The organism is Streptomyces sp. TS71-3, from assembly GCF_018327685.1.
GTDB lineage: Bacteria > Actinomycetota > Actinomycetes > Streptomycetales > Streptomycetaceae > Streptomyces.
Map to the genome: position 1 here is coordinate 684,646 of NZ_BNEL01000003.1, position 20,786 is coordinate 705,431.

13 protein-coding genes and 1 tRNA gene are annotated in these 20,786 nt (G+C 70.7%); 5 read left to right on the top strand and 9 right to left on the bottom strand.

Features of this window, described 5'->3' with window-relative positions; all coding sequences use genetic code 11:
• Nucleotides 1–45: 45 nt before the first annotated feature.
• From grpE to Sm713_RS27335, 3 genes are all read right to left on the bottom strand, one after another.
• On the bottom strand, nt 46–801 hold the full coding sequence (gene grpE, locus Sm713_RS27325; protein WP_212912719.1) for a nucleotide exchange factor GrpE: 756 nt from the start codon (nt 799–801) through the stop codon (nt 46–48).
• A complete protein-coding gene (gene dnaK / locus Sm713_RS27330) occupies nt 798–2,657 on the bottom strand; it encodes a molecular chaperone DnaK (RefSeq protein ID WP_212912720.1) in 1,860 nt (619 codons plus the stop codon). Before dnaK ends, grpE begins: the two co-directional genes overlap by 4 nt.
• 477 nt (nt 2,658–3,134) lie before the next feature.
• On the bottom strand, nt 3,135–4,277 hold the full coding sequence (locus tag Sm713_RS27335; protein WP_249416723.1) for an ABC transporter permease: 1,143 nt from the start codon (nt 4,275–4,277) through the stop codon (nt 3,135–3,137).
• Nucleotides 4,278–4,417: 140 nt separating this feature from the next.
• Between Sm713_RS27335 and hrpA the strand changes: the two genes are divergently transcribed.
• The gene (hrpA, locus tag Sm713_RS27340; protein ID WP_212912721.1) at nt 4,418–8,548 is read left to right on the top strand and encodes an ATP-dependent RNA helicase HrpA; all 4,131 of its coding nucleotides are present in this window, start codon (nt 4,418–4,420) and stop codon (nt 8,546–8,548) included.
• Between the two features lie 33 nt (nt 8,549–8,581).
• Here hrpA and Sm713_RS27345 read toward each other — a convergent pair whose 3' ends face one another.
• Nucleotides 8,582–9,592, bottom strand: a complete 1,011-nt coding sequence (locus Sm713_RS27345) for a carbohydrate-binding protein (RefSeq protein WP_212912722.1) — start codon at nt 9,590–9,592, stop codon at nt 8,582–8,584.
• Between the two features lie 77 nt (nt 9,593–9,669).
• A complete protein-coding gene (locus Sm713_RS27350; RefSeq protein ID WP_212912723.1) occupies nt 9,670–11,577 on the bottom strand; it encodes a glycoside hydrolase family 127 protein in 1,908 nt (635 codons plus the stop codon).
• A 362-nt stretch (nt 11,578–11,939) separates the two neighbouring features.
• On the opposite strand from Sm713_RS27350, the gene Sm713_RS27355 reads away from it, so the two are divergent.
• A tRNA-Asp gene (locus Sm713_RS27355) sits at nt 11,940–12,014 on the top strand.
• Nucleotides 12,015–12,572: 558 nt separating this feature from the next.
• Entirely contained in the window at nt 12,573–12,794 is a 222-nt protein-coding gene (locus Sm713_RS27360) for a DUF6274 family protein (RefSeq protein ID WP_212912724.1), read from the top strand.
• Nucleotides 12,795–13,489: 695 nt separating this feature from the next.
• Here Sm713_RS27360 and bldC read toward each other — a convergent pair.
• Nucleotides 13,490–13,696, bottom strand: coding sequence for a developmental transcriptional regulator BldC (gene bldC, locus Sm713_RS27365; protein WP_003949541.1), 207 nt, complete (start codon nt 13,694–13,696; stop codon nt 13,490–13,492).
• Between the two features lie 649 nt (nt 13,697–14,345).
• Nucleotides 14,346–15,188, bottom strand: a complete 843-nt coding sequence (locus Sm713_RS27370; RefSeq protein ID WP_212912725.1) for a hypothetical protein — start codon at nt 15,186–15,188, stop codon at nt 14,346–14,348.
• Nucleotides 15,189–15,444: 256 nt separating this feature from the next.
• Here Sm713_RS27370 and Sm713_RS27375 point away from each other — a divergent pair, with 256 nt between their 5' ends.
• Both Sm713_RS27375 and Sm713_RS27380 read left to right on the top strand, forming a co-directional pair.
• Nucleotides 15,445–16,563 carry a Glu/Leu/Phe/Val dehydrogenase gene (locus Sm713_RS27375; protein ID WP_212912726.1) on the top strand — a complete coding sequence of 373 codons (1,119 nt, stop codon included), beginning with the start codon at nt 15,445–15,447 and terminating at the stop codon, nt 16,561–16,563.
• A 653-nt stretch (nt 16,564–17,216) separates the two neighbouring features.
• A complete protein-coding gene (locus Sm713_RS27380; protein ID WP_212914873.1) occupies nt 17,217–17,468 on the top strand; it encodes a DUF3073 domain-containing protein in 252 nt (83 codons plus the stop codon).
• 320 nt (nt 17,469–17,788) lie between these two features.
• On the opposite strand, the gene purM is transcribed toward Sm713_RS27380, so the two are convergent.
• Both purM and purF read right to left on the bottom strand, forming a co-directional pair.
• Nucleotides 17,789–18,868 (bottom strand): phosphoribosylformylglycinamidine cyclo-ligase, encoded by a 1,080-nt coding sequence (gene purM / locus Sm713_RS27385; RefSeq protein WP_212912727.1) that lies wholly within the window; start codon nt 18,866–18,868, stop codon nt 17,789–17,791.
• A 228-nt stretch (nt 18,869–19,096) separates the two neighbouring features.
• A complete protein-coding gene (gene purF, locus Sm713_RS27390) occupies nt 19,097–20,623 on the bottom strand; it encodes an amidophosphoribosyltransferase (protein ID WP_212912728.1) in 1,527 nt (508 codons plus the stop codon).
• Between the last annotated feature and the right edge of the window lie 163 nt (nt 20,624–20,786).

A 20,786-nucleotide genomic window follows, 5' to 3' on the forward strand; every position in this document is an offset into this window, starting at 1 on the left:
TTCCTCTCGTGCGCCGCTCGCGCGGCACCGTGCCGGTAGGCGGTGTCAGCCCTCGTCCGGGCCACCGCTGTCCCTGTTTCTGGCGGTCCCGGCGTTCCCGGTGCCGTCCGTGCCGTTCTGCCCCTGCGTGCCTTCCGCGGAACCGTCCGCCTGGGCCTCCGCCTGGTCACCCGCCTCGGACCTGCCCGGCTTGCCTGCTTCCGGACCGGCGCCCTGCGCGCCCGGCTGCGGTTCCGCCACCGCCACCCGCGCGGGGCGGATGGTGCGCTCGCCGAACCGATACCCAGGCTGCAGAATCGCCACGCACGTGGTCTCCGTGACGTCCGGCGCGTAGCTGTGCATCAGGGCCTCGTGGATTGTCGGGTCGAAGGGCTCGCCCTCCTTGCCGAACTGCTGGAGGCCCAGCTTGGCGGCGACCGTCTCCAGCGACTCGGCCACCGACTTGAAGCCGCCGACCAGCTCGCCGTGCTCCCGCGCGCGGCCGATGTCGTCCAGCACCGGGAGCAGCTCCGTCAGGAGGTTCGCGATGGCGACCTCCTTGACGGCCACCCGGTCCCGCTCGACCCGGCGGCGGTAGTTCTGGAACTCCGCCTGCAACCTCTGCAGGTCACCGGTGCGCTCGCCGAGCGCGGTGCGCACCTGGTCGAGCTGGGCCCGCAGTCCAGCCGTCTCGTCCCCGGCGGGGGCCGCCGTACCCTCTCGCGAGGGCCCGGCGGCCTGCTGCTCGGCGTCGTCAGGGGTGGCGCCGGAGGAGACGTCGGCGGGCTCGCGCTCGTCGAAGCCCGGGGTCTCCTCCGTCACGCGGCACCGTCCTTCCGCTCATCGTCGACGATCTCGGCGTCGACGACGTCGTCGTCCGCCTTGGCCTGACCGGCGCCCGCACCGCCCGCGGCACCCGCGGCGCCCGCGCCCTCACCAGCGGCCTGGGCGTCGGCGTACATCGCCTGCCCGAGCTTCTGGGAGACCGCGGCGACCTTCTCGGTGGCCGTGCGGATCTCGCCCGTGTCCTCGCCCTTGAGCTTCTCCTTCAGCTCGGCGACGGAGGCCTCGACCTCGGTCTTGATCTCGCCGGGGACCTTGTCCTCGTTGTCCTTGAGGAACTTCTCCGTCTGGTAGACGAGCTGCTCGCCCTGGTTGCGGGTCTCGGCGGACTCGCGGCGGCGGTGGTCCTCCTCCGCGTACTGCTCGGCCTCCTGCCGCATCCGGTCGACCTCGTCCTTCGGCAGCGAGGAGCCGCCGGTGACGGTCATCTTCTGCTCCTTGCCGGTGCCGAGGTCCTTCGCGGTGACGTGCATGATGCCGTTCGCGTCGATGTCGAAGGAGACCTCGATCTGCGGCACGCCGCGCGGCGCCGGCGGCAGGCCGGTCAGCTCGAACATGCCGAGCTTCTTGTTGTACGCGGCGATCTCGCGCTCGCCCTGGTAGACCTGGATCTGCACCGACGGCTGGTTGTCCTCGGCGGTGGTGAAGATCTCGGAGCGCTTGGTCGGGATCGTGGTGTTGCGCTCGATGAGCTTCGTCATGATGCCGCCCTTGGTCTCGATGCCGAGGGACAGCGGGGTGACGTCGAGCAGCAGGACGTCCTTGACCTCGCCCTTGAGGACACCGGCCTGGAGCGAGGCGCCGATGGCGACGACCTCGTCCGGGTTCACACCCTTGTTGGCCTCCTTGCCGCCGGTCAGCTCCTTGACGATCTCGGCGACGGCCGGCATGCGGGTCGAACCGCCGACGAGCACGACGTGGTCGATCTCGGAGAGCTGGATGCCCGCGTCCTTGATGACGTTGTGGAACGGCGTCTTGCACCGCTCCAGGAGGTCGGACGTGAGCTGCTGGAACTGGGCGCGGGTCAGGCGCTCGTCCAGGTGCAGCGGGCCCTCGGCGGAAGCCGTGATGTAGGGCAGGTTGATGGTCGTCTCGGTGGACGAGGAGAGCTCGATCTTCGCCTTCTCCGCGGCCTCGCGGAGGCGCTGGAGGGCCATCTTGTCGCGGGACAGGTCCACGCCGTGGCCGTTGGCGAACTGCTTGACCAGGTAGTCGACGATGCGCTGGTCCCAGTCGTCACCACCGAGGTGGTTGTCGCCGTTGGTGGCCTTCACCTCGACGACGCCGTCGCCGATCTCCAGCAGCGAGACGTCGAAGGTGCCGCCACCGAGGTCGAAGACCAGGATGGTCTGGTCGTCCTTGTCGAGGCCGTAGGCCAGGGCGGCGGCCGTGGGCTCGTTGACGATGCGCAGGACGTTCAGGCCCGCGATCTCGCCGGCCTCCTTGGTGGCCTGGCGCTCCGAGTCGTTGAAGTACGCCGGGACGGTGATCACGGCGTCCGTGACCTTCTCGCCCAGGTAGGATTCGGCGTCGCGCTTCAGCTTCTGCAGAATGAAGGCGGAGATCTGCTGGGGGTTGAAGCCCTTGTCGTCGATGTCGATCTTCCAGCCGGTGCCCATGTGGCGCTTGACCGACCGGACGGTCCTGTCGACGTTGGTGACCGCCTGACGCTTCGCTACCTCGCCGACGAGCACCTCGCCGTTCTTGGCGAAGGCGACGACGGACGGCGTGGTCCTGGCGCCCTCGGCGTTGGTGATGACGGTGGGCTCACCGCCCTCCAGAACGCTGACGACGGAGTTAGTCGTGCCCAGGTCGATGCCGACCGCACGTGCCATTTCGAATCCTCCAGCTTTATTGAGCGGAACGCGCTCAAGAGTGCCTCATCGGGTACGGCGTGTCAACAGACCTGAGTCGTGGGGGCTCAACTTTTATTCTGGGCTTATGCCCAAGCAAGGGGCACCTGACGGTGCCGGGGCGCCCCGGCGGGGTGGGCGCACACGGGTGTGGCGGCCGTCTTTTGCGCAGTTCCCCGCGCCCCTTCTTGGGCCCTGCCCCCTGCGGTCAGCCGTCGACTCTCGGTACGTCGTGGTCGTTCGCCCCTACGCGGCGGAGCCGCATATCGACACAGCCCCGCGCTCCTTTCGGGGCGCTTCCGCTTGCCGTCGGCGGTCGGCTGCCGCTCTTCGGGGCGCAGCCCCGTCCTTCAAGGGGCGCGGGGAACTGCGCGAACGACCACGACACAGCCTTCAGACCGCGACCCACCCCCAGAGGCACCCCCTCCCGGCGATGCCCCCCCGCAGGGGAACCGCGGCCTACCGAGAACCCTCCGTGCCGTCCACCGAAGTCGTCGGCCGCGGCGCTCCGAGGCGGCCCCAGGTGACGAACACCGCCGTGGAACCCGCCGCCCAGACGCCCAGCACGAGGAAGGGAAAGGCGTGCTGGTGGCCGTGGAAGTACACGGCCGTGTGCTGCGCGTTCACCGAGGCGCCTGGCGGCAGCCAGCGGCCGATCGCGCCCAGGACCGAGGGCAGCAGGGGCCAGGAGACGGCGCCGCCCGAGGACGGGTTGCCGATGATCACCATAAGCCCCCAGGTGGGCAGCATCGCCCAGCGCCCGACGAGCACGCCGAACATGCCCGTGACCATCCCCGCGGTGAACATCGTCAGCGTCAGGATCAGCCACGACTCGGGGAAAGGCAGCCTGATCGCCCCGAGCACCCAGTCCGCGAAGACGGTGATCGAGAAGCCGCCCAGCAGCGCGTAGCCGGCGGTGAAGAGGATCCGCTGGAGCGCGCCGAGCCCCTTCGCCTGGGCGCTGAGCTGGAACGACCCGACGAGGCCGATGATCACCGACGCGAGCGTGACGTAGAAGATCGCCAGCCCGCGCGGGTCGCCCCGCTGGAGCGGCTTGACGTCGGTGACCCGCACCGGGATGCCGATCCTGCGGCCGACCGCGGGCCCGGCCCGCTCCAGCACCTCGGCGACCGACTCCCCGGACGCCCCCGACACGCCGAGGTCCACGGCACGGCCCCCGGGCCGCACGTCCAGCACCGCGAAGACGCGCTGGTCGTCGAGGGCGTCCCGGGCGGCGGCCACGCTCCCGTAGAAGTGCAGCCTGAGGGAGGCGTTCAGCGCCTTCTCCATGCCGTCGACGAACGCCCGGCCGCCCGTGGAGCGGACATCGCCGGTGACGCCGCTGGGGATGTGGTGCGGGGTGGGGTTCGCCATGGCGTACGTGTACGTGCCGGCGAAGAGCCCGGCCGCCAGCGCCGCGAGGAGGGACACCACGGTCGCGGGCAGGTAGGGCGAGTCCTTGAACGCCGCCCACCGGCCCCGCTGGCCCCACCGGCCCCTACCGCCGTCCGGCGCCCGGTGCGCACCCCCGCCGGCGCCGCGGCCCGCGCCTCCGGCACCCTCGGAGGGCGGGCGCTCGGAACCCTCGGACTCTTCAGGCATACGCTCAAGCTAACCAAGACGTATGTCACATTCCTGGCATACGGTCCTCCGGGGCCGTCGGCAGGACGCGACGGCACCGGTGGGGCCCCGCGCAAAACCGTTCGCCACGCATTTCCCGAAGGTGAGATCCTGGAGCCCGTATGTCCACGCACCCTGGCCCCACGCAGCCCCCGTCCTTCGGTTCCCTCGCCCCCCGCCTGACCGAGCTGTCCCTGCGCGACGCACAGCGCCTGGGCCGCCGGCTGGAGGGTGCGCGCAGGATCCGCAAGCCCGAGGCCAGGTCCGCCGTACTGGCCGAGATAGCGGCCGAGGTCGAGCGGGCCGAGGCCCGCCTCGCCGTGCGCGCGGCCCGCCTGCCCGCCGTCAGCTACCCCGAGCAGCTCCCGGTCAGCCAGAAGAAGGACGACATCCTGGCGGCGATCCGCGACCACCAGGTGGTGATCGTCGCGGGCGAGACCGGTTCCGGGAAGACCACGCAGATCCCGAAGATCTGCCTGGAGCTGGGCCGCGGCGTCAAGGGCATGATCGGCCACACCCAGCCCCGCAGGATCGCGGCACGCACGGTCGCCGAGCGGGTGGCGGAGGAGATGTCGACCCCGCTCGGCGAGGCGGTCGGCTGGAAGGTCCGCTTCACCGACCAGGTCGACCAGGACGCGACCTTCGTCAAGCTGATGACCGACGGCATCCTGCTCGCCGAGATCCAGACCGACCGCGAGCTGCGCGCCTACGACACGATCATCATCGACGAGGCCCACGAGCGGTCCCTGAACATCGACTTCCTGCTCGGCTACCTGGCCCAGCTGCTGCCCCGGCGCCCCGACCTCAAGGTGGTCGTCACCTCCGCGACGATCGACCCGGAGCGCTTCTCACGGCACTTCGGCGACGCCCCGATCGTCGAGGTCAGCGGCCGTACGTACCCGGTGGAGGTCCGTTACAGGCCACTCCTCGAAGACGTGGAGGACGACTCCGACGGCCCCGCCGCCGACGCCGACCGCGACCAGATCACCGCGATCACGGACGCCGTCGAGGAGCTGATGGCCGAGGGGCATGGCGACATCCTGGTCTTCCTCTCCGGCGAGCGCGAGATCCGCGACACGGCGGAGGCGCTGGAGAAGAAGAAATATAGATTCACGGAAGTCCTGCCGCTGTACGCGCGCCTCTCGCACGCCGAGCAGCACCGCGTCTTCCAGGCGCACACGGGGCGCCGCATCGTCCTCGCCACCAACGTCGCCGAGACCTCCCTGACGGTCCCCGGCATCAAGTACGTCATCGACCCGGGCACGGCCCGCATCTCCCGCTACAGCCACCGCACGAAGGTGCAGCGGCTGCCCATCGAGGCGATCAGCCAGGCCAGCGCCAACCAGCGCAAAGGGCGTTGCGGCCGTACCTCCGACGGCATCTGCATCCGGCTCTACTCCGAGGACGACTTCCTCGCGCGCCCGGAGTTCACCGACGCGGAGATCCTCCGCACCAACCTGGCGTCGGTCATCCTCCAGATGACCGCGGCGGGCCTCGGCGACATCGAGAAGTTCCCCTTCATCGACCCGCCGGACCACCGCAACATCCGCGACGGCGTCCAGCTCCTAGAAGAGCTCGGCGCGCTCGACCCGCCCACCCGTCTCCCACCACCACCCTCAAACGAGCCCTCCGGGCCACCTTCTGCTTCAAAGGACCCCCGCAAGCGCCTCACACCGATGGGCCGCAAGCTCGCCCAGCTCCCCGTGGACCCGCGGCTCGCCCGGATGGTCGTCGAGGCCGACCGGAACGGCTGCGTCCGGGAGGTCATGGTGATCGCCGCCGCGCTGTCGATCCAGGACCCGCGCGAGCGCCCCGCCGAGAAGCAGACCCAGGCAGACCAGCAGCACGCCCGCTTCAAGGACGAGACCAGCGACTTCCTGGCCTACCTCAATCTCTGGCGGTACCTGCGCGAGCAGCAGAAGGAGCGCGGCTCGTCGTCGTTCCGGAGGATGTGCAAGGCCGAGTACCTGAACTTCCTGCGGGTGCGCGAGTGGCAGGACATCTTCACGCAGTTGCGCACGGTCGCGCGGCAGATGGGCATCGACGTCAACGAGGACGACGCCCCCGCCCAGCAGATCCACGTATCGCTGCTGGCCGGACTGCTCTCCCACATCGGCATGAAGGACACCCAGGACGGGAAGGCCGCCGACGCCGCCAAGCGCGGGGCCGAGAACCCCAAGCGCCCCCAGCGGGGCGAGTACCTGGGCGCGCGGAACGCCAAGTTCGCCATCTTCCCCGGCTCCGCGCTCTTCAAGAAGCCGCCCCGGTTCGTGATGTCCGCCGAGCTGGTCGAGACGTCCCGGCTGTGGGCACGCGTCAACGCCCGCATCGAGCCCGAGTGGGTCGAGCCGCTCGCCCAGCACCTCGTCAAACGCACGTACTCCGAGCCGCACTGGGAGAAGGACCAGGCGGCCGTCATGGCGTACGAGAAGGTCACCCTGTACGGCGTCCCCATCGTCGCGCACCGCAAGGTGAACTACGGCCGCATCGACGCGGAGCTGTCCCGGGAGCTGTTCATCAGGAACGCCCTGGTGGAGGGCGACTGGCGCACCCACCACAAGTTCTTCGCGGCCAACCGCCGGCTGCTCACCGAGGTCGAGGACCTCGAACACCGCGCGCGCCGCAGGGACATCCTCGTCGACGACGAGGCGCTCTTCGACTTCTACGACCAGCGGGTGCCCGAGGACGTCGTCTCCGGTGCGCACTTCGACGCCTGGTGGAAGGAGCAGCTCCGCAAGGGCGGCGAGGCGGCGGAGCTGCTGGACTTCGAGCGCTCGATGCTCATCAACGAGAAGGCCGGCGAGGTCACCAAGGACGACTACCCGGACGCCTGGCACCAGGGCCGCCTGAAGTTCCGCGTGACCTACCAGTTCGAGCCCGGCGCGGACGCGGACGGCGTCACCGTCCACATCCCCCTCCAGGTGCTCAACCAGGTGAGCGAGGAGGGCTTCGACTGGCAGATCCCGGGCCTGCGCGAGGAGGTCGTCACCGAGCTGATCCGCTCGCTGCCCAAGCCGATCCGCCGGCACTACGTACCGGCGCCCAACTACGCCAAGGCGTTCCTGGAGCGCGCGGAGCCCCTCCAGGAGCCGCTGACGACCACGCTGGCCAGGGAGCTCCAGCGGATGGTGGGCGTCCCGCTGAGCGCCGACGACTTCGACTGGGCGAAGGTCCCCGACCACCTCCGGATCACGTTCCGCATCGTCGACGAGCGGCGCCGCAAGCTGGACGACAGGGACGGGGCCACCGAGGACAAGGACCTGGAGGCCCTGCGGCTGCGGCTGCGCCCCGAGGCCCGCAAGGCGCTCTCCCGGGCCGCCGCGGCCACCGCCGAGCGCTCCGGCGGCGAGGCGATCGAGCGCAGCGGCCTGACGGACTGGACGATCGGCTCCCTGCCGCGGGTCTTCGAGACCAGGCGCGCGGGGCAGCCCGTCAAGGCGTACCCGGGACTCGTTGAGGACACTGCGGAGGGTGCCGACGGACCTGCCGCCGGCACCGTCTCCGTGCGGCTCTTCGACACCGAGGCGGAGCAGCAGGAGGCGATGCGCCGCGGCATCCGCCGCCTGATCGTGCGCAACATCCCGGTGAACCCGGCCAAGTTCGCCGTGGACCGGCTCACCAACCCGCAGAAGCTGGCCCTCTCGGCGAACCCGCACGGCTCCGTGGGGGCCCTCTTCGAGGACTGCGCCACGGCCGCCGCCGACCGCCTCATCGCCGACGCCGGCGGCCCCGTCTGGGACGAGGAGTCGTACCGCAAGCTCTACGAGAAGGTGCGCGCCGACATCGTCGACACCACCGTGCGCACGGTCGGCCAGGTGCAGCAGGTGCTGGCCGCCTGGCAGTCGTGCGAGCGGCGGTTGAAGTCCACCACCAGCTCCGCGCTCACGGCCAACGTCGCGGACGTGCGCGCCCAGCTCGCGGCGCTCGTCGGCCCCGGTTTCGTCACGGCGACGGGCCTGGCCAGGCTGCCCGACCTGATGCGCTACCTGATCGCGGCCGACCGCCGCCTGACGCAGATGCCGTCGAACGCCCAGCGGGACACCACCCGGATGGCGAAGATCCACGAGATGCAGGACGAGTACGCCTGGCTCCTCGAACAGCTTCCCCAGGGACGCCCGGTGCCCCAGGAGGTCCGGGAGATCCGCTGGATGATCGAGGAGCTCAGGGTGAGCTACTTCGCCCACGCGCTGGGGACGGCGTACCCCGTCTCGGACAAGCGCATCGTCAAGGCGATCGACGCGGTGCTCGCTTAGTTTTCGACGGTCAGCCGATGCGCGCCGCAGTAATCAGCCGATGCGCGCCGTCCAGTGGTCGTTGGCGTGGGCCAGGGTGAGGCCGAGCGAGGGGCAGTCGAAGCGGCTGCCGGACGGGGGCGGAGTGCTGTCGGGCCTGCTGTTGCCCGGTGCGGCCGGCGTCCACGTCGATCCCGACAGCACCTTGACGCTGCTGCTGTCGAAGGTCTGGCCGGCCATGTCCTGGCAATAGTAGCCGGCCCCGGTCGAGGGGTTCACCGAGGTGTAGACCTCGAACATGTCCCAGCCGAACGCGAACTGCGGCAGGTCGTAGGTGCCGGAGCTGGTGTAGTAGGTGTCCCACGCGTGCGTGCGGTAGTTGAAGAGGTGGGCGCTCCAGGTGTTGGACGCCGCCGACGTCTGGTGGATGTCCAGGCTGTAGGCGGGCCTGCCGCCGACCGTGGTGGTGTAGGTGGAGAGGAACGCGGAGTCCATCGGCGTGAGCTTGCCGACCCGGTCCCGCCCGCCGCACCAGTCCCACGCCCAGAGGTCGGGGCCGTCCGGCGTGTAGGCCGTGGTCATCTCCATGCAGGCCCCGCCGGCCGGTATCGCCGTCGGTGCGTAGACGTAGTCGCCGCCGCTGGTGGCCCTGGCGCCGCCCACGACGCTCTGCGTGGCCTGGAGCCCCAGGCTGGCGCCGTTCGGCAGGTTCACGCCCCAGGTCGTGTGGAGTTGGGCGGCCGCGGCGCCGGGGTGCCCGGCCTTCGCGCGGGTCCGTTCCTCGGTGAGCTGCCGGAACCGGTCGGCCGCGGGGCCGGCCGCGTCCTGCGCCGCCGTGCCGGTCAGGCCGGGGACCACGCCGGCGATCGGTGCGGTGGAGCCGCGCAGCGCCGGGTCGTCGGCGGCCGGCCGTGCGATGCCGGCCGCGCCGGAGGTCCGTGCGGTCGTGTGTGCCGGGGCCGGGGCCGCCAGCGCGGGGGCCGGTCCGCTCGTGACGAGCAGGGCGGCCGCCGCGGTGAGGACCGCGGCCGTGGTTCTGGCTCTGAGGCCGGTGAGGATGCGCATGTGGGGGCTGCCTTTCCTGCGGAGAGTGCGGAAGGTACGGAGAGTGCGAAGACGTGTGGTGGCGTGCGCGAGGTGTGTCAGCCCGTCGTCCAGTACACGGTGTAGTACTGGTGGTGGGTGCGGGCGATGGGGTCCAGGGTGACCGCCTTGCCGTCGGCGGTGGCGGTGAACGCCAGGGGCGTGGAGGTCTCCCGTATCGAGCCGGTGTCGAGCGTGGGCATCCGCGTCGGCCGGGTGCTTCCGTAGCCGCCGGCGAGGACGACGGGGCCGCGCAGCACCGCCGCCACGCGGGAGTTGTCGGGCGTCGGCTCGATCGTGGTCCGCATCGGCAGGGACACCTTGACCGTGTCACCGGCCCGCCAGGCCCGGTCCACGGTGAGCCGGCTGCCCGGTGCGGGGGCCGGCAGCGGCCGGCCGTTGAGGGTGGCCTGTGCGCCGCTCGCCCAGGACGGGATGCGCACCGACAGCGGGTGCGTGGCGCTCCCCGAGACCACGGTGAGGGTGGTGCCCGCCTCGTCGGGGAAGCCGGTGGTCTGCCGCCAGGTGACGCCCTTCTCGGACCAGGTGACCTGGGACGGGATGAACAGGTTCACCAGCAGGCGCGTGTCGTCGTGGGTGTAGACGGTGTCGGCGAACTTGGCCTGGGTCTCCATGCCCGTGCCGTGGTCGCAGGAGAAGTTGTCGTAGTCCGTCGAGTACGCGTTCGGGTCGGAGCCCATGAACGACGGCTGCTGCTTGAACGAGCCCGTGCCGACGCCGGTGTAGTAGATGTTGAAGCCGTGCGACGAGTTCGGGTCCTGCTCGCCGAGCATCTGGTTGAAGAGGGTGCGCTCGTAGTAGTCGAGCAGGTCGGCCCGGTCGGGCGCGTGGAAGTGCACCAGGCGGGTCAGCTTGAGCATGTTGTAGCTGTTGCAGTTCTCGCACGTGCCGTTGGACAGTTGGGAGGCGATCGCGTCGGGCTCGTGGAACGCCTCGCCGTTGCTGTTCCCGCCGATCACGTAGGTGTGGTGGCCGGTGACGATCTTCCAGAAGTTCTCGCCGATGCTGCGGTACTTGGCGTCCAGGCCCTCCTCCCACTGCCGCATCGCGCCGACCATCTTCGGTATCTGGGTGTTGGCGTGCAGCCCGGCGAGCCGGTCCTCGTTCCGGGAGAGCGGGTCGAGGACGCGTGCGTGGTAGAACCGCTCGGACACCGCCAGCCACCGGGAGTCGCCGGTGATCGCGTGCAGGTCGGCCAGCACGTCCGGCATCCCGCCGAACTCCGTCTCCAGCACGGCCTGCATCTGGGAGTACGACAGCCGCGCGGTGCGCTGGTCCACCCAGGCGGCCTGGCGCAGCACCACGTCCAGGGCCTGCGCGTTCCCGGCGAGCTGGTACTGGTCGACGAGGCCCGCCATGATCTTGTGGATGGTGTAGTACGGCGCCCAGACGTCGGTCCTGGCTTCGAGCCGGTCGAAGAAGCTCTCCGGGAAGGCCGACAGGTACCCCGTCCCGAACCCGGCCTGGGGCGAGCGCGCCTGGCACGCGGCGAGCGCGGCGACCACCTGGGCGCCCTTGTCGCGCAGCCCCGTGTCCCCGGTGTTGGCAAATGCCAGGGCCAGCCCGGACATCAGGTGGCCGGTGCTGTGGCCGCGCAGCTCCACGTCGGGTCCCTCCCAGCCGCCACAGGGCTGGGCCGAGCTAACGATGCCGACGTTGCGGCGGAAGGTGTGCAGCAGGCGGTTGATGTCGACGAACCGAAGATAGGCGGAGTTGCGCGCCTGGTTGTCGCGGAAGACGCCCGGGAGCAGCGAGACCGCGGTGAGGGGGAAGGGGCGTACGGCGGACGCCGCGCGCGGCGAGCTGCCCGCGGCGGGGGCGGCGGCCGTGCCGCCGTCTGCCGCCGGGGGTGCGGCGAGTGCCGGGGTGCTGCCCGCCGCGACCACGGCGGCGGCCCCGCCTGCGGCCGCGAGGAAGTGACGCCTGCCCAGGGAGTGTCGGCTCATGACTGGCCTCTCGTATGCCGGGGCCCTGAGGGCCCGTGGTGTCGCGCTCGGTCCCGGGTGTGCGCGACGCGTGGGGGACGTTCGAGATGGCGCGTTCGTTCGAGATTGCGAACGATGTACGAGATGCTGCGCAGCCCTCAAGGTAGCGAGGAATGGAGTGGTGTCAATGGACCCGTGGGAACGGAGGGACGGGAACCGGACGCCGACCTTCCCCGCGCCCGCGCGGGCCACCCGCCGAGGAGGCGCGAAACCGCTCGCCGAGCGGGCCACGATGACCCCGCCCGAGCCGGTTCGACCTGGGGTCCCGCACTGCTGTACAGTCTCTTCCCGCAGCACAAAGCGGCTTTCGCGCCGCAGAGCAAGGTCCTGTGGAGCAGTTAGGAGTGCTCGCCACCCTGTCAAGGTGGAGGCCGCGGGTTCAAATCCCGTCAGGACCGCATAGTTTCCTTCGTTCCCCCGAAGCCCGCAGCCCGTACATACGGCTGCGGGTTTTCTCGTGGCCTCTCCGCACCGAGGCCGCGCCCGCGGCGGAGCCCCCAGAACAGCACAGCAAATCCCGTCAGGACCGCACCGCCCACCCCCACCGCACCCCGCACCCCGCACCCCGCACCCCGCACCCCGCACCCCGCACCCCGCACCCCGCACCCCGCACCCCGCACCGACAGCTACGCCCCCACGCGGGGCCTCCCCCCGGCGCACTCGGAACTCCGCGCAACCAAAAAATTCAGCCTTCTACATGTGCACCCTGCCCGGCGCGATGTGACCTGTCGTCAGGCATATGCCACCCCGATTCTGGGTGGGCGAATGCCGCGAAACCATGCAATTTCCGGTCACCGTGAGGGGTCGTAAGCGGTGCGTGCCGCCTGTCCGGATGCACATGTTCCCCTCGCCGAACCCTTGAGGATCATCGCGGTGCGTCTTGACTGCGTCACATTCCGTCGGTACCCAGACATGTGGGACCGCTGCCCGTCGCCAGCGGCCCGAGGAGGTAAGGAATGCCGGCATCCGCGAGGCACGAGACGCGGGCACTTCTCCGTGCCCACCTGTCGGCCGCGAGCGGTAACCGTCACCTGACCCGCCGCTGTCCGATATGTCACCAGCTCCAGCGCCTGGCCATGGAGCCCTCCCAGACCCCGGCGGCGGCTCCCGCCACCCAGGGACCCGACAGCGCCCCTCAGGGCCCCCAGCCGGGCGAGGAGAGCTTCCCCGAGGCCTGACCACCCGTCACCCGGGAAGCCTCCGGACGACCCACGAGCGCCCCACGAGCGCCCCGCGAGCGCCCCGCGAGCGCCCCACGCACCGGCACACCGTCTCGCACGGCCACCCGCAGAACCGGCCGCACTCCTCGCGCGACGGACGGCGCGCCGCCCTGCATGACGGCTCCAGGCCCCCGATGATTGGCAGGACCCCCACCCCGGGCGCCCCGGTACGCCTCCGTGCACCGGATGCCACATCAAAGCGCCTTTAGCGCAGGAGCAACCCAACAACAAGCACCCTGCACTGTGACGGGTGTCACGTGAGGTTTTTCGGAGCCTGCCTCACTTACCCGTGTCCTACAACTAGTCAATTTAATATGTGCAATTGCACCACTCGTCAGGCGGCTTCGGCAGTACCGAGTTCCCCCCACGCGGGGGCGTACGCCCGCACATTTCACGATGCATCCAGACGGCCCCGCACGCGCCCCACCACGCTCCCATCCGCCCCCCCGGCGCACGCCCAGTTGACCCGCACCCCGGGCGGCCGGACACAAAAAGATCGCGCTGGACCCGGCGGAGTCCAGCGCGACCGACGACGCACCCTGTCATGTGTTCGGGCACGGATCCTGTTGGGGCAGGATCCCCGTCGTATGGAGATGAGGTCCGGGCCTGCCTCGGGTTGGGGGAACCCGCGAAATGCCCGGGTCGTACGGTTTTCAGGCCTCGCTTCGCTGCTGCGGAATGCCCGCGAGCAGAGCGCGGACCTCCGCCTCTCGGTAGCGACGGTGCCCTCCGAGCGTGCGGATCGACGTGAGCTTGCCGGCCTTCGCCCAACGCGTGACCGTCTTAGGGTCGACGCGGAACATGGTGGCAACCTCAGCGGGGGTCAGCAGCGGCTCGGCATCAGGGGTGCGAGCGGTCATGAGCGGCCTCCTCGGGAGAACCGAACCTTCTCGGTTCTTTCCTCTAAATTCTGCACCTTGACCCACGTTGCCCGAAATGGCGGACGCGGGTCGAGTCGGTTATAGGACGAACGGCTTGTCCTCGGCACTACAACTACACCATCTGTCCAGCCGCGTCGGCCAAACCGATGGAATTGCCCTCCCAGGTGTTCATCAGCGACGGAAGCCGATGGACCGGGCCATAGCGGACAGTCACGCCGCTGTGACGATCAGTCACTGAGCGATCACCAGGGACAGCTGCGCCCCCCAAAGCGTGCAATGCTGGGCAACCCACCCATAAATGGATGGACAGAGCCTTCCCCGGACTCCTTGTCCTATTTTGGCACGAGGAGGGGCGATGGGCGCAAGAGCCCTGAAAGTGCGGTCCGTCACCCTTGGCACACTTGACTCAAAGGCCCGGATAGGCCCGTCTGTCCCCGGCACCCGCGCCCATCAGCGCCCGAGCGCCCCTCCGGACGGACTCCCGACAGACTTCCAGGCAGACTTCCCGACTGGCTTCCAGGCAGGCGCCAGGCGGCCCGGAGCGCGCCCGAGCGCACTCGGATCCGCCTCCGGCGGGGCCCGGGACCGGCCGCCAACTCGCGAACCGCTTGGCCCGCTGATTCTCCGGTCAGTTCGCGGACTGCCGCTCCCGCACCGCCCGCCAGCGCTCCACCAGACGGGCGTACGCCTCGCCGGCGGTTTCCCCGTCGCCCTTGCGCAGTGCCTCTATGCCCTCGGCGACGTCCGCGGCCGAGTGGTCCTCCGACAGGTGCTCCTCGGGGAGCGTGTGCACCAGGCCGCCGTAGTCCAGTTCGACCAGCGAGCGCGGATGGAACTCCTCCAGCCAGCGGCCGACGTCGAAGAGCCCCTCGATGAGCGGCCCTTCGTCCAGCGTCTCCTTGAGCGCCCGCAGGCCGCGCGCCACCCGCCGCCGGGCCTGCACCATCGGCGTGCGGTAGCGCAGCATCGGGGGCGTCTGCCCGGAGCGCTTCTCGTAGGACCGCTCCTCGTCGGAGACCAGCACGAACCAGTTCAGCGGCACGTGCCAGGTCGCCGTGCGGATCCAGGGGCGGGCGTCGGGGTTGCGGGCGCGCCAGTGCTCGTAGTCGGCGGCCGCCTGCCGGCGCACCACGGGCGGCAGCACGGCGTCGAGCACGGGCGGGGCGAGCTGGCCGTCCAGCGCGTCCAGCGCCTGCCAGCCGCGCAGCCGGGTGCGCCAGGGGCAGACGCAGAGCACCCCGTCGACCTCCGTCACGAACGCGTCGTCGCTCTCGTGCACCGGCACCGGCATGGGCGGGGTGGGCAGCAGGTCGGCGAGCGAGCGGCGCAGCTCGTCCTGGTACGAGGGGCGGTCACGGCGCTCGGCGTACCGCGTCCAGTGCGTCCGTTCAGGCTCCGGAAAGGCGGCCAGCGGCTCGTACACGCGCAGGTAGGACGCGTACGGCACGATCAGCGAGGACACCTTGGGCACTCCTGCCGCCTCCCCTGTCGAAGCCCTGCAAAACGCCGGGTGGAGCCGGAGGGAATCCACCGGCGTCTCGTCGCCACCCAGCAAATCGTCCCATGCCCGTACTCCGCGAGGGGGTGATCCCCGGCACTGGACGATCGCCGCGAGCGCCAAGGCTCTAGTCTCGTGCCCAACAGGCGCCCACAGTGCTTCCCCTGTCACAAGCGGGGGACCCCCAGGGCTCCTCCCCAACCGCCGCACACACCCGGGAGTCACCACAGTGACCGACGCGACCGACGGCGTCCTGCACACCCTGTTCGGCTCCGATCAGCATCCGGACCTAGGGGGACACGAGCAGGTCGTCCTCTGCCAGGACCGCGAGAGCGGCCTCAAGGCCATCATCGCCATCCACTCGACCGCACTGGGCCCCGCCCTCGGCGGCACCCGCTTCTACCCCTACGCCACCGAGAACGAGGCCTTCACCGACGCGCTCAACCTCGCGCGCGGCATGTCGTACAAGAACGCCATGGCCGGGCTCGACCACGGCGGCGGCAAGGCGGTGATCATCGGGGACCCCGAGCGGATCAAGTCGGAGGAGCTGCTGCTCGCCTACGGCCGGTTCGTGGCCTCCCTGGGCGGTCGCTACGTCACCGCCTGTGACGTGGGCACCTACGTGGCGGACATGGACGTGGTGGCGCGCGAGTGCCGCTGGACGACCGGCAGGTCGCCCGAGAACGGCGGCGCGGGCGACTCGTCCGTGCTGACCGCCTTCGGCGTCTACCAGGGCATGCGGGCCTCCGCACAGCACCTGTGGGGCGACGCGTCGCTGCACGGGCGCACGGTCGGCATCGCGGGCGTCGGCAAGGTCGGGCACCACCTGGTGGAGCACCTCCTTCAGGACGGCGCGCGGGTGGTCGTCACGGACGTCCGCGAGGAGTCGCTGCGGAGGGTGACCACGGCGCACCCCGAGGTCACGGTCGCGGCGGGCACGGAGGAGCTGATCCGCACCCCGGGCCTCGACGTGTACGCCCCCTGCGCGCTGGGCGCCGCACTGAACGACGACACCGTGCCGGTGCTCACCGCGCGCGTGGTGTGCGGCGCGGCCAACAACCAGCTGGCCCACCCGGGCGTCGAGAAGGACCTCGCCGACCGGGGGATCCTCTACGCGCCGGACTACGTCGTGAACGCCGGCGGCGTCATCCAGGTGGCCGACGAGGTCAACGGCTTCGACTTCGAGCGCTGCCGGGCGAAGGCCGCGCGCATCTTCGACACGACGCTCGACATATTCGCTCGCGCGAAGGCCGACGGCATTCCGCCGGCCGCCGCGGCCGACCGCCTCGCCGAGCAGCGCATCGCCGACGCCGCCTCCCGCACCCGCACGGCGGAGCCGCCCCTCTAGACGGCCCCGCGCCCCTGCCGGGCGCAGCCCCACTCCAGGGTGGAGCGTGCCCCGGCCCGCTCAGGGGCGCGGGGAACCGCGCGCTCATCCGGACCACCGGCCGGTGGTCCGGATGCGACGGAGACTGCCCCTTCGGGACGGTGACGACCTGACAGGGTCTACGTGGCGGTCGCTCCCCCACTGCCTCAATGGCGTGGGTGGTACCCCGTCCCCGCTCCTGGGCTCCCCGCCCCCGGGTGCCGGGGCACCCCTCCGACGACCCACGCGGCGGAGCCGCATCATCCCGCGCAGGGTGCGCGCATGACGTACTCCGAGCGGACGATCGGATGTGCTCCGCACGGAGGTTTCTCCCTGGGAAGATCGTCGGGACAGGGCGCGCGGGAGACGTGAGGAACGGGCGTGGGAGAGATGACTCACCCCCGTCGGCGGGTCGTACCCCGCAAGAGGCTAAAATTGAACGTGACCAGCGGGGACGGCGCGCCTTGCGGGTTCAGTGCAGGGGCACGTCCTGTGGGCGACGTACCGTATGGGCGCGGAAGCAGGTACGGTTGAAGCTCTACGGACCGGGTCTCTCTGAGGAGAGCCCGTTCCAGATCATGAACGCGTGTCAAGACTCTGGGGCCATCGAGCCCCGTCACCGAGGGGGTCGAGCCATGGGGCGCGGCCGGGCCAAGGCCAAGCAGACGAAGGTCGCCCGCCAGCTGAAGTACAACAGCGGTGGGACTGACCTCTCACGCCTGGCCAGCGAGCTGGGCGCATCGACTTCGAATCAGCCGCCGAATAGCGAGCCGTTCGAGGACGATGAGGACGACGACCCGTACGCACAGTACGCGGATCTCTACAACGACAACGAGGACGACGAGGAAGAAGAGTCCGGCCCCGCGTCAGGCCGCCGCGGGGCTTGACTCCGGGGTAGCGGCCGTCGGACCCCGGCCGCCGACCCTCTTCCGAGGCCTTGTAGCCTCCGCATTTCTCCCGGTCCGGGCCACAGCGCCGGGCCGGGTTTAGTGCTGCCTCGACCAGCTCGACCAGGGGGATCCCCGCCGGCGTGAGGCCGCCCTCGGCCCACCCGGGGGCGCCTGCCTCCGGGCACCGGCCCGGAAGACGCCTTCCGTGAGGACCCGCGTGAGGGCCCGCCGGCCGCCTCCCGGCCTCCGGGCCCCGCGGCCGCTCGTTCCTGGTCGTCATCCTGGTCGTCATGTCCACGCCTGCCTCAGCGCCCGTCTCAGCCCGCGTAGCGGCCCGTCAGCGCGGCGCCCGTGGTGTGGCCGGGCTCCCGGGAGACGACCTCGCCGGCCACCCAGGCCGTGATGCCCCGGTCGACGAGGAGGGTCAGGGCGGTGTTGGCGCCGGCCTCGGGGAGCACGGCGAGCATGCCGACGCCCATGTTGAGGGTCCGCTCCAGCTCCGGCTGCTCGACCCGGCCGACCCCGCCGACCAGCTCGAAGACGGGGGCGGGTGCCCACGTGGAGCGGTCGACCACGGCGTGCAGGCCGTCCGGGACGACGCGGGCCAGGTTGGCGGCGAGGCCACCGCCGGTGACATGGCTGAGGGCGTGCACCTCGGTGCCGCGGGCCAGCGCCAGGCAGTCCAGCGAGTAGATCCTGGTCGGCTCCAGCAGCTCTTCCCCGAGGGTCCTGCCGAGCTCCTCCACCGTGCCGTCCAGCGGCATGCCGGCCTGGTCGAGCAGCACGTGCCGGACGAGCGAGTACCCGTTCGAGTGAAGTCCGGAAGACGCCATCGCGACGAGCACGTCACCCGCGCGGACCCGCTCGGGGCCGAGCAGTTCCGCCGCCTCGACGGCGCCCGTGCCGGCGCCGGCCACGTCGAAGTCGTCGGGCCCGAGCAGCCCCGGGTGCTCGGCCGTCTCCCCGCCGACCAGGGCGCAGCCGGCGAGCACGCAGCCCTCGGCGATGCCCTTGACGATGGCGGCGACCCGCTCCGGGTGCACCTTGCCCACGCAGATGTAGTCCGTCATGAACAGCGGCTCGGCCCCGCACACCACGATGTCGTCCATGACCATCGCCACCAGGTCGTGCCCGATCGTGTCGTACACGCCGAGCCGGCGGGCCAGGTCGACCTTGGTGCCGACGCCGTCGGTGGCGGAGGCCAGCAGCGGCCGCTCGAAGCGGGTCAGCGCGGAGGCGTCGAAGAGGCCGGCGAAGCCGCCGATCCCGCCCAGCACCTCGGGCCTGCGGGCCTTCTTCACCCACTCCTTCATCAACTCGACGGCGCGGTCGCCCGCTTCGATGTCGACACCGGCGGCCGCGTAGCTGGCGCCGGGAGTCGCTGGTGAGTCCGACATGACGGAAAGCCTTAAGGGTCGATGCTGAACGGCTGGGTGGACGGCGGGAGGTGGGGGACGGAAGGTGGGGGACGGAAGGTGGTGGCGGACAGTCGTGACGGGAAGTCGCGGCGGGCGGCCGCGGCGGGAAGTCGGTGACGAACGCGGGGAAGGCGTAGGGGGCGGGTCTGGACGGCGGCCTGGGCGGCCCCCGAGGGGGGCGGGGCCGCCATACCGGCTGTACGGGCGCTACGGGCGCCGGAGCGCCTCCGCTGCCGCGGTGGCGGCGGGTCCCGCAGCCAGCTCGGTCTCCAGGAGCTGCTTGCCGAGCAGCTCGGGGTCGGGCAGCTCCATCGGGTACTCGCCGTCGAAGCAGGCGCGGCAGAGGTCGCCCTTGGGGATCGTGGTGGCCTCGATCATGCCGTCGATGGAGATGTAGGAGAGGGAGTCGGCGCCGAGCGACTTGCCGATCTCCTCGATCGACATGCCGTTGGCGATGAGTTCGGCGCGGGTGGCGAAGTCGATGCCGAAGAAGCAGGGCCACTTCACCGGCGGCGAGGAGATCCTGACGTGCACCTCGGCGGCGCCCGCCTCGCGCAGCATCTTCACCAGCGCGCGCTGGGTGTTGCCGCGCACGATGGAGTCGTCCACGACGACCAGGCGCTTGCCCCTGATGACCTCGCGCAGCGGGTTCAGCTTCAGCCTGATGCCGATCTGGCGGATGGTCTGGGACGGCTGGATGAAGGTGCGGCCGACGTAGGCGTTCTTGACGAGGCCGTTGCCGAAGGGGATGCCGGACTCCTCGGCGTACCCGATGGCGGCCGGGGTGCCGGACTCCGGCGTCGCTATGACGAGGTCGGCGTCCACCGGCGCCTCGCGGGCCAGCGTGCGGCCCATCTCGACGCGGCTGAGGTAGACGTTCCGGCCGGAGATGTCGGTGTCCGGGCGGGCCAGGTAGACGTACTCGAAGACACACCCCTTGGGCTTCGCTTTCGCGAAGTGGGTGGAGCGGATGCCGTTCTCGTCGATGGCGACGAACTCGCCCGGGTCGATCTCCCGGACGAAGCTGGCGCCGCAGATGTCCAGCGCGGCGGTCTCCGAGGCGACCACCCAGCCGCGCTCCAGGCGGCCGAGCACCAGCGGGCGCATGCCCTGCGGGTCGCGGGCCGCGTAGAGGGTGTTCTCGTCCATGAAGGCCAGCGAGAACGCGCCCTTGACGGCCGGCAGCACCTTCACCGCCGCGGCCTCGACGGTGAGCGGGTCGCCCTCGTCGTCCGTCTGGTTGGCGAGCAGGGAGGTGATCAGGTCGGTGTCGTTGGTCGCGGAGACGCGGGGCGTGTGGCCGTTCTCCCTGGGGAGGTCGGCGACCATCTCGGCGAGCTCCGCCGTGTTGACCAGGTTGCCGTTGTGTCCCAGGGCGATCGATCCGTACCCGGTGGCCCGGAACGTCGGCTGTGAGTTCTCCCACACCGAGGCGCCGGTGGTGGAGTACCGGGTGTGTCCGACGGCGATATGGCCCTGGAGGGAGCCGAGAGAGGTTTCGTCGAAGACCTGCGAGACCAGCCCCATGTCCTTGAAGACGAGGATCTGGGAGCCGTTGCTCACCGCGATACCCGCGGATTCCTGGCCTCGATGCTGGAGGGCGTAGAGCCCGAAGTACGTGAGCTTGGCGACCTCTTCGCCCGGAGCCCAGACGCCGAAGACGCCGCAGGCGTCCTGGGGGCCCTTCTCACCGGGGAGCAGGTCGTGGCTGAGTCGTCCGTCACCACGTGGCACACGACCGAGTGTAGGCGAGATCGACCACTGGTCCGAATTGGGGATACCTGGGGGACCCTCACCATGTACGGTGAGTGACGACGAGATGACGCGGAGGCGCTTGCGGGCGGCTCGGGCGCCTCCCGTGTCACTCGCGCCTCTTCCATCACTTCGACGCCGTGCT

Bases quoted from the DNA above. Each gene is read 5' to 3' on its own strand.
- Sm713_RS27380 (WP_212914873.1), top strand. From the start codon at position 17,217: ATGGGGCGCGGCCGGGCCAAGGCCAAGCAGACGAAGGTCGCCCGCCAG.
- Sm713_RS27335 (WP_249416723.1), bottom strand. From the start codon at position 4,277: ATGCCTGAAGAGTCCGAGGGTTCCGAGCGCCCGCCCTCCGAGGGTGCC.
- Sm713_RS27345 (WP_212912722.1), bottom strand. From the start codon at position 9,592: ATGCGCATCCTCACCGGCCTCAGAGCCAGAACCACGGCCGCGGTCCTC.
- purM (WP_212912727.1), bottom strand. From the start codon at position 18,868: ATGTCGGACTCACCAGCGACTCCCGGCGCCAGCTACGCGGCCGCCGGT.
- dnaK (WP_212912720.1), bottom strand. From the start codon at position 2,657: ATGGCACGTGCGGTCGGCATCGACCTGGGCACGACTAACTCCGTCGTC.
- hrpA (WP_212912721.1), top strand. From the start codon at position 4,418: ATGTCCACGCACCCTGGCCCCACGCAGCCCCCGTCCTTCGGTTCCCTC.
- Sm713_RS27350 (WP_212912723.1), bottom strand. From the start codon at position 11,577: ATGAGCCGACACTCCCTGGGCAGGCGTCACTTCCTCGCGGCCGCAGGC.
- bldC (WP_003949541.1), bottom strand. From the start codon at position 13,696: ATGACCGCTCGCACCCCTGATGCCGAGCCGCTGCTGACCCCCGCTGAG.
- Sm713_RS27360 (WP_212912724.1), top strand. From the start codon at position 12,573: ATGCCGGCATCCGCGAGGCACGAGACGCGGGCACTTCTCCGTGCCCAC.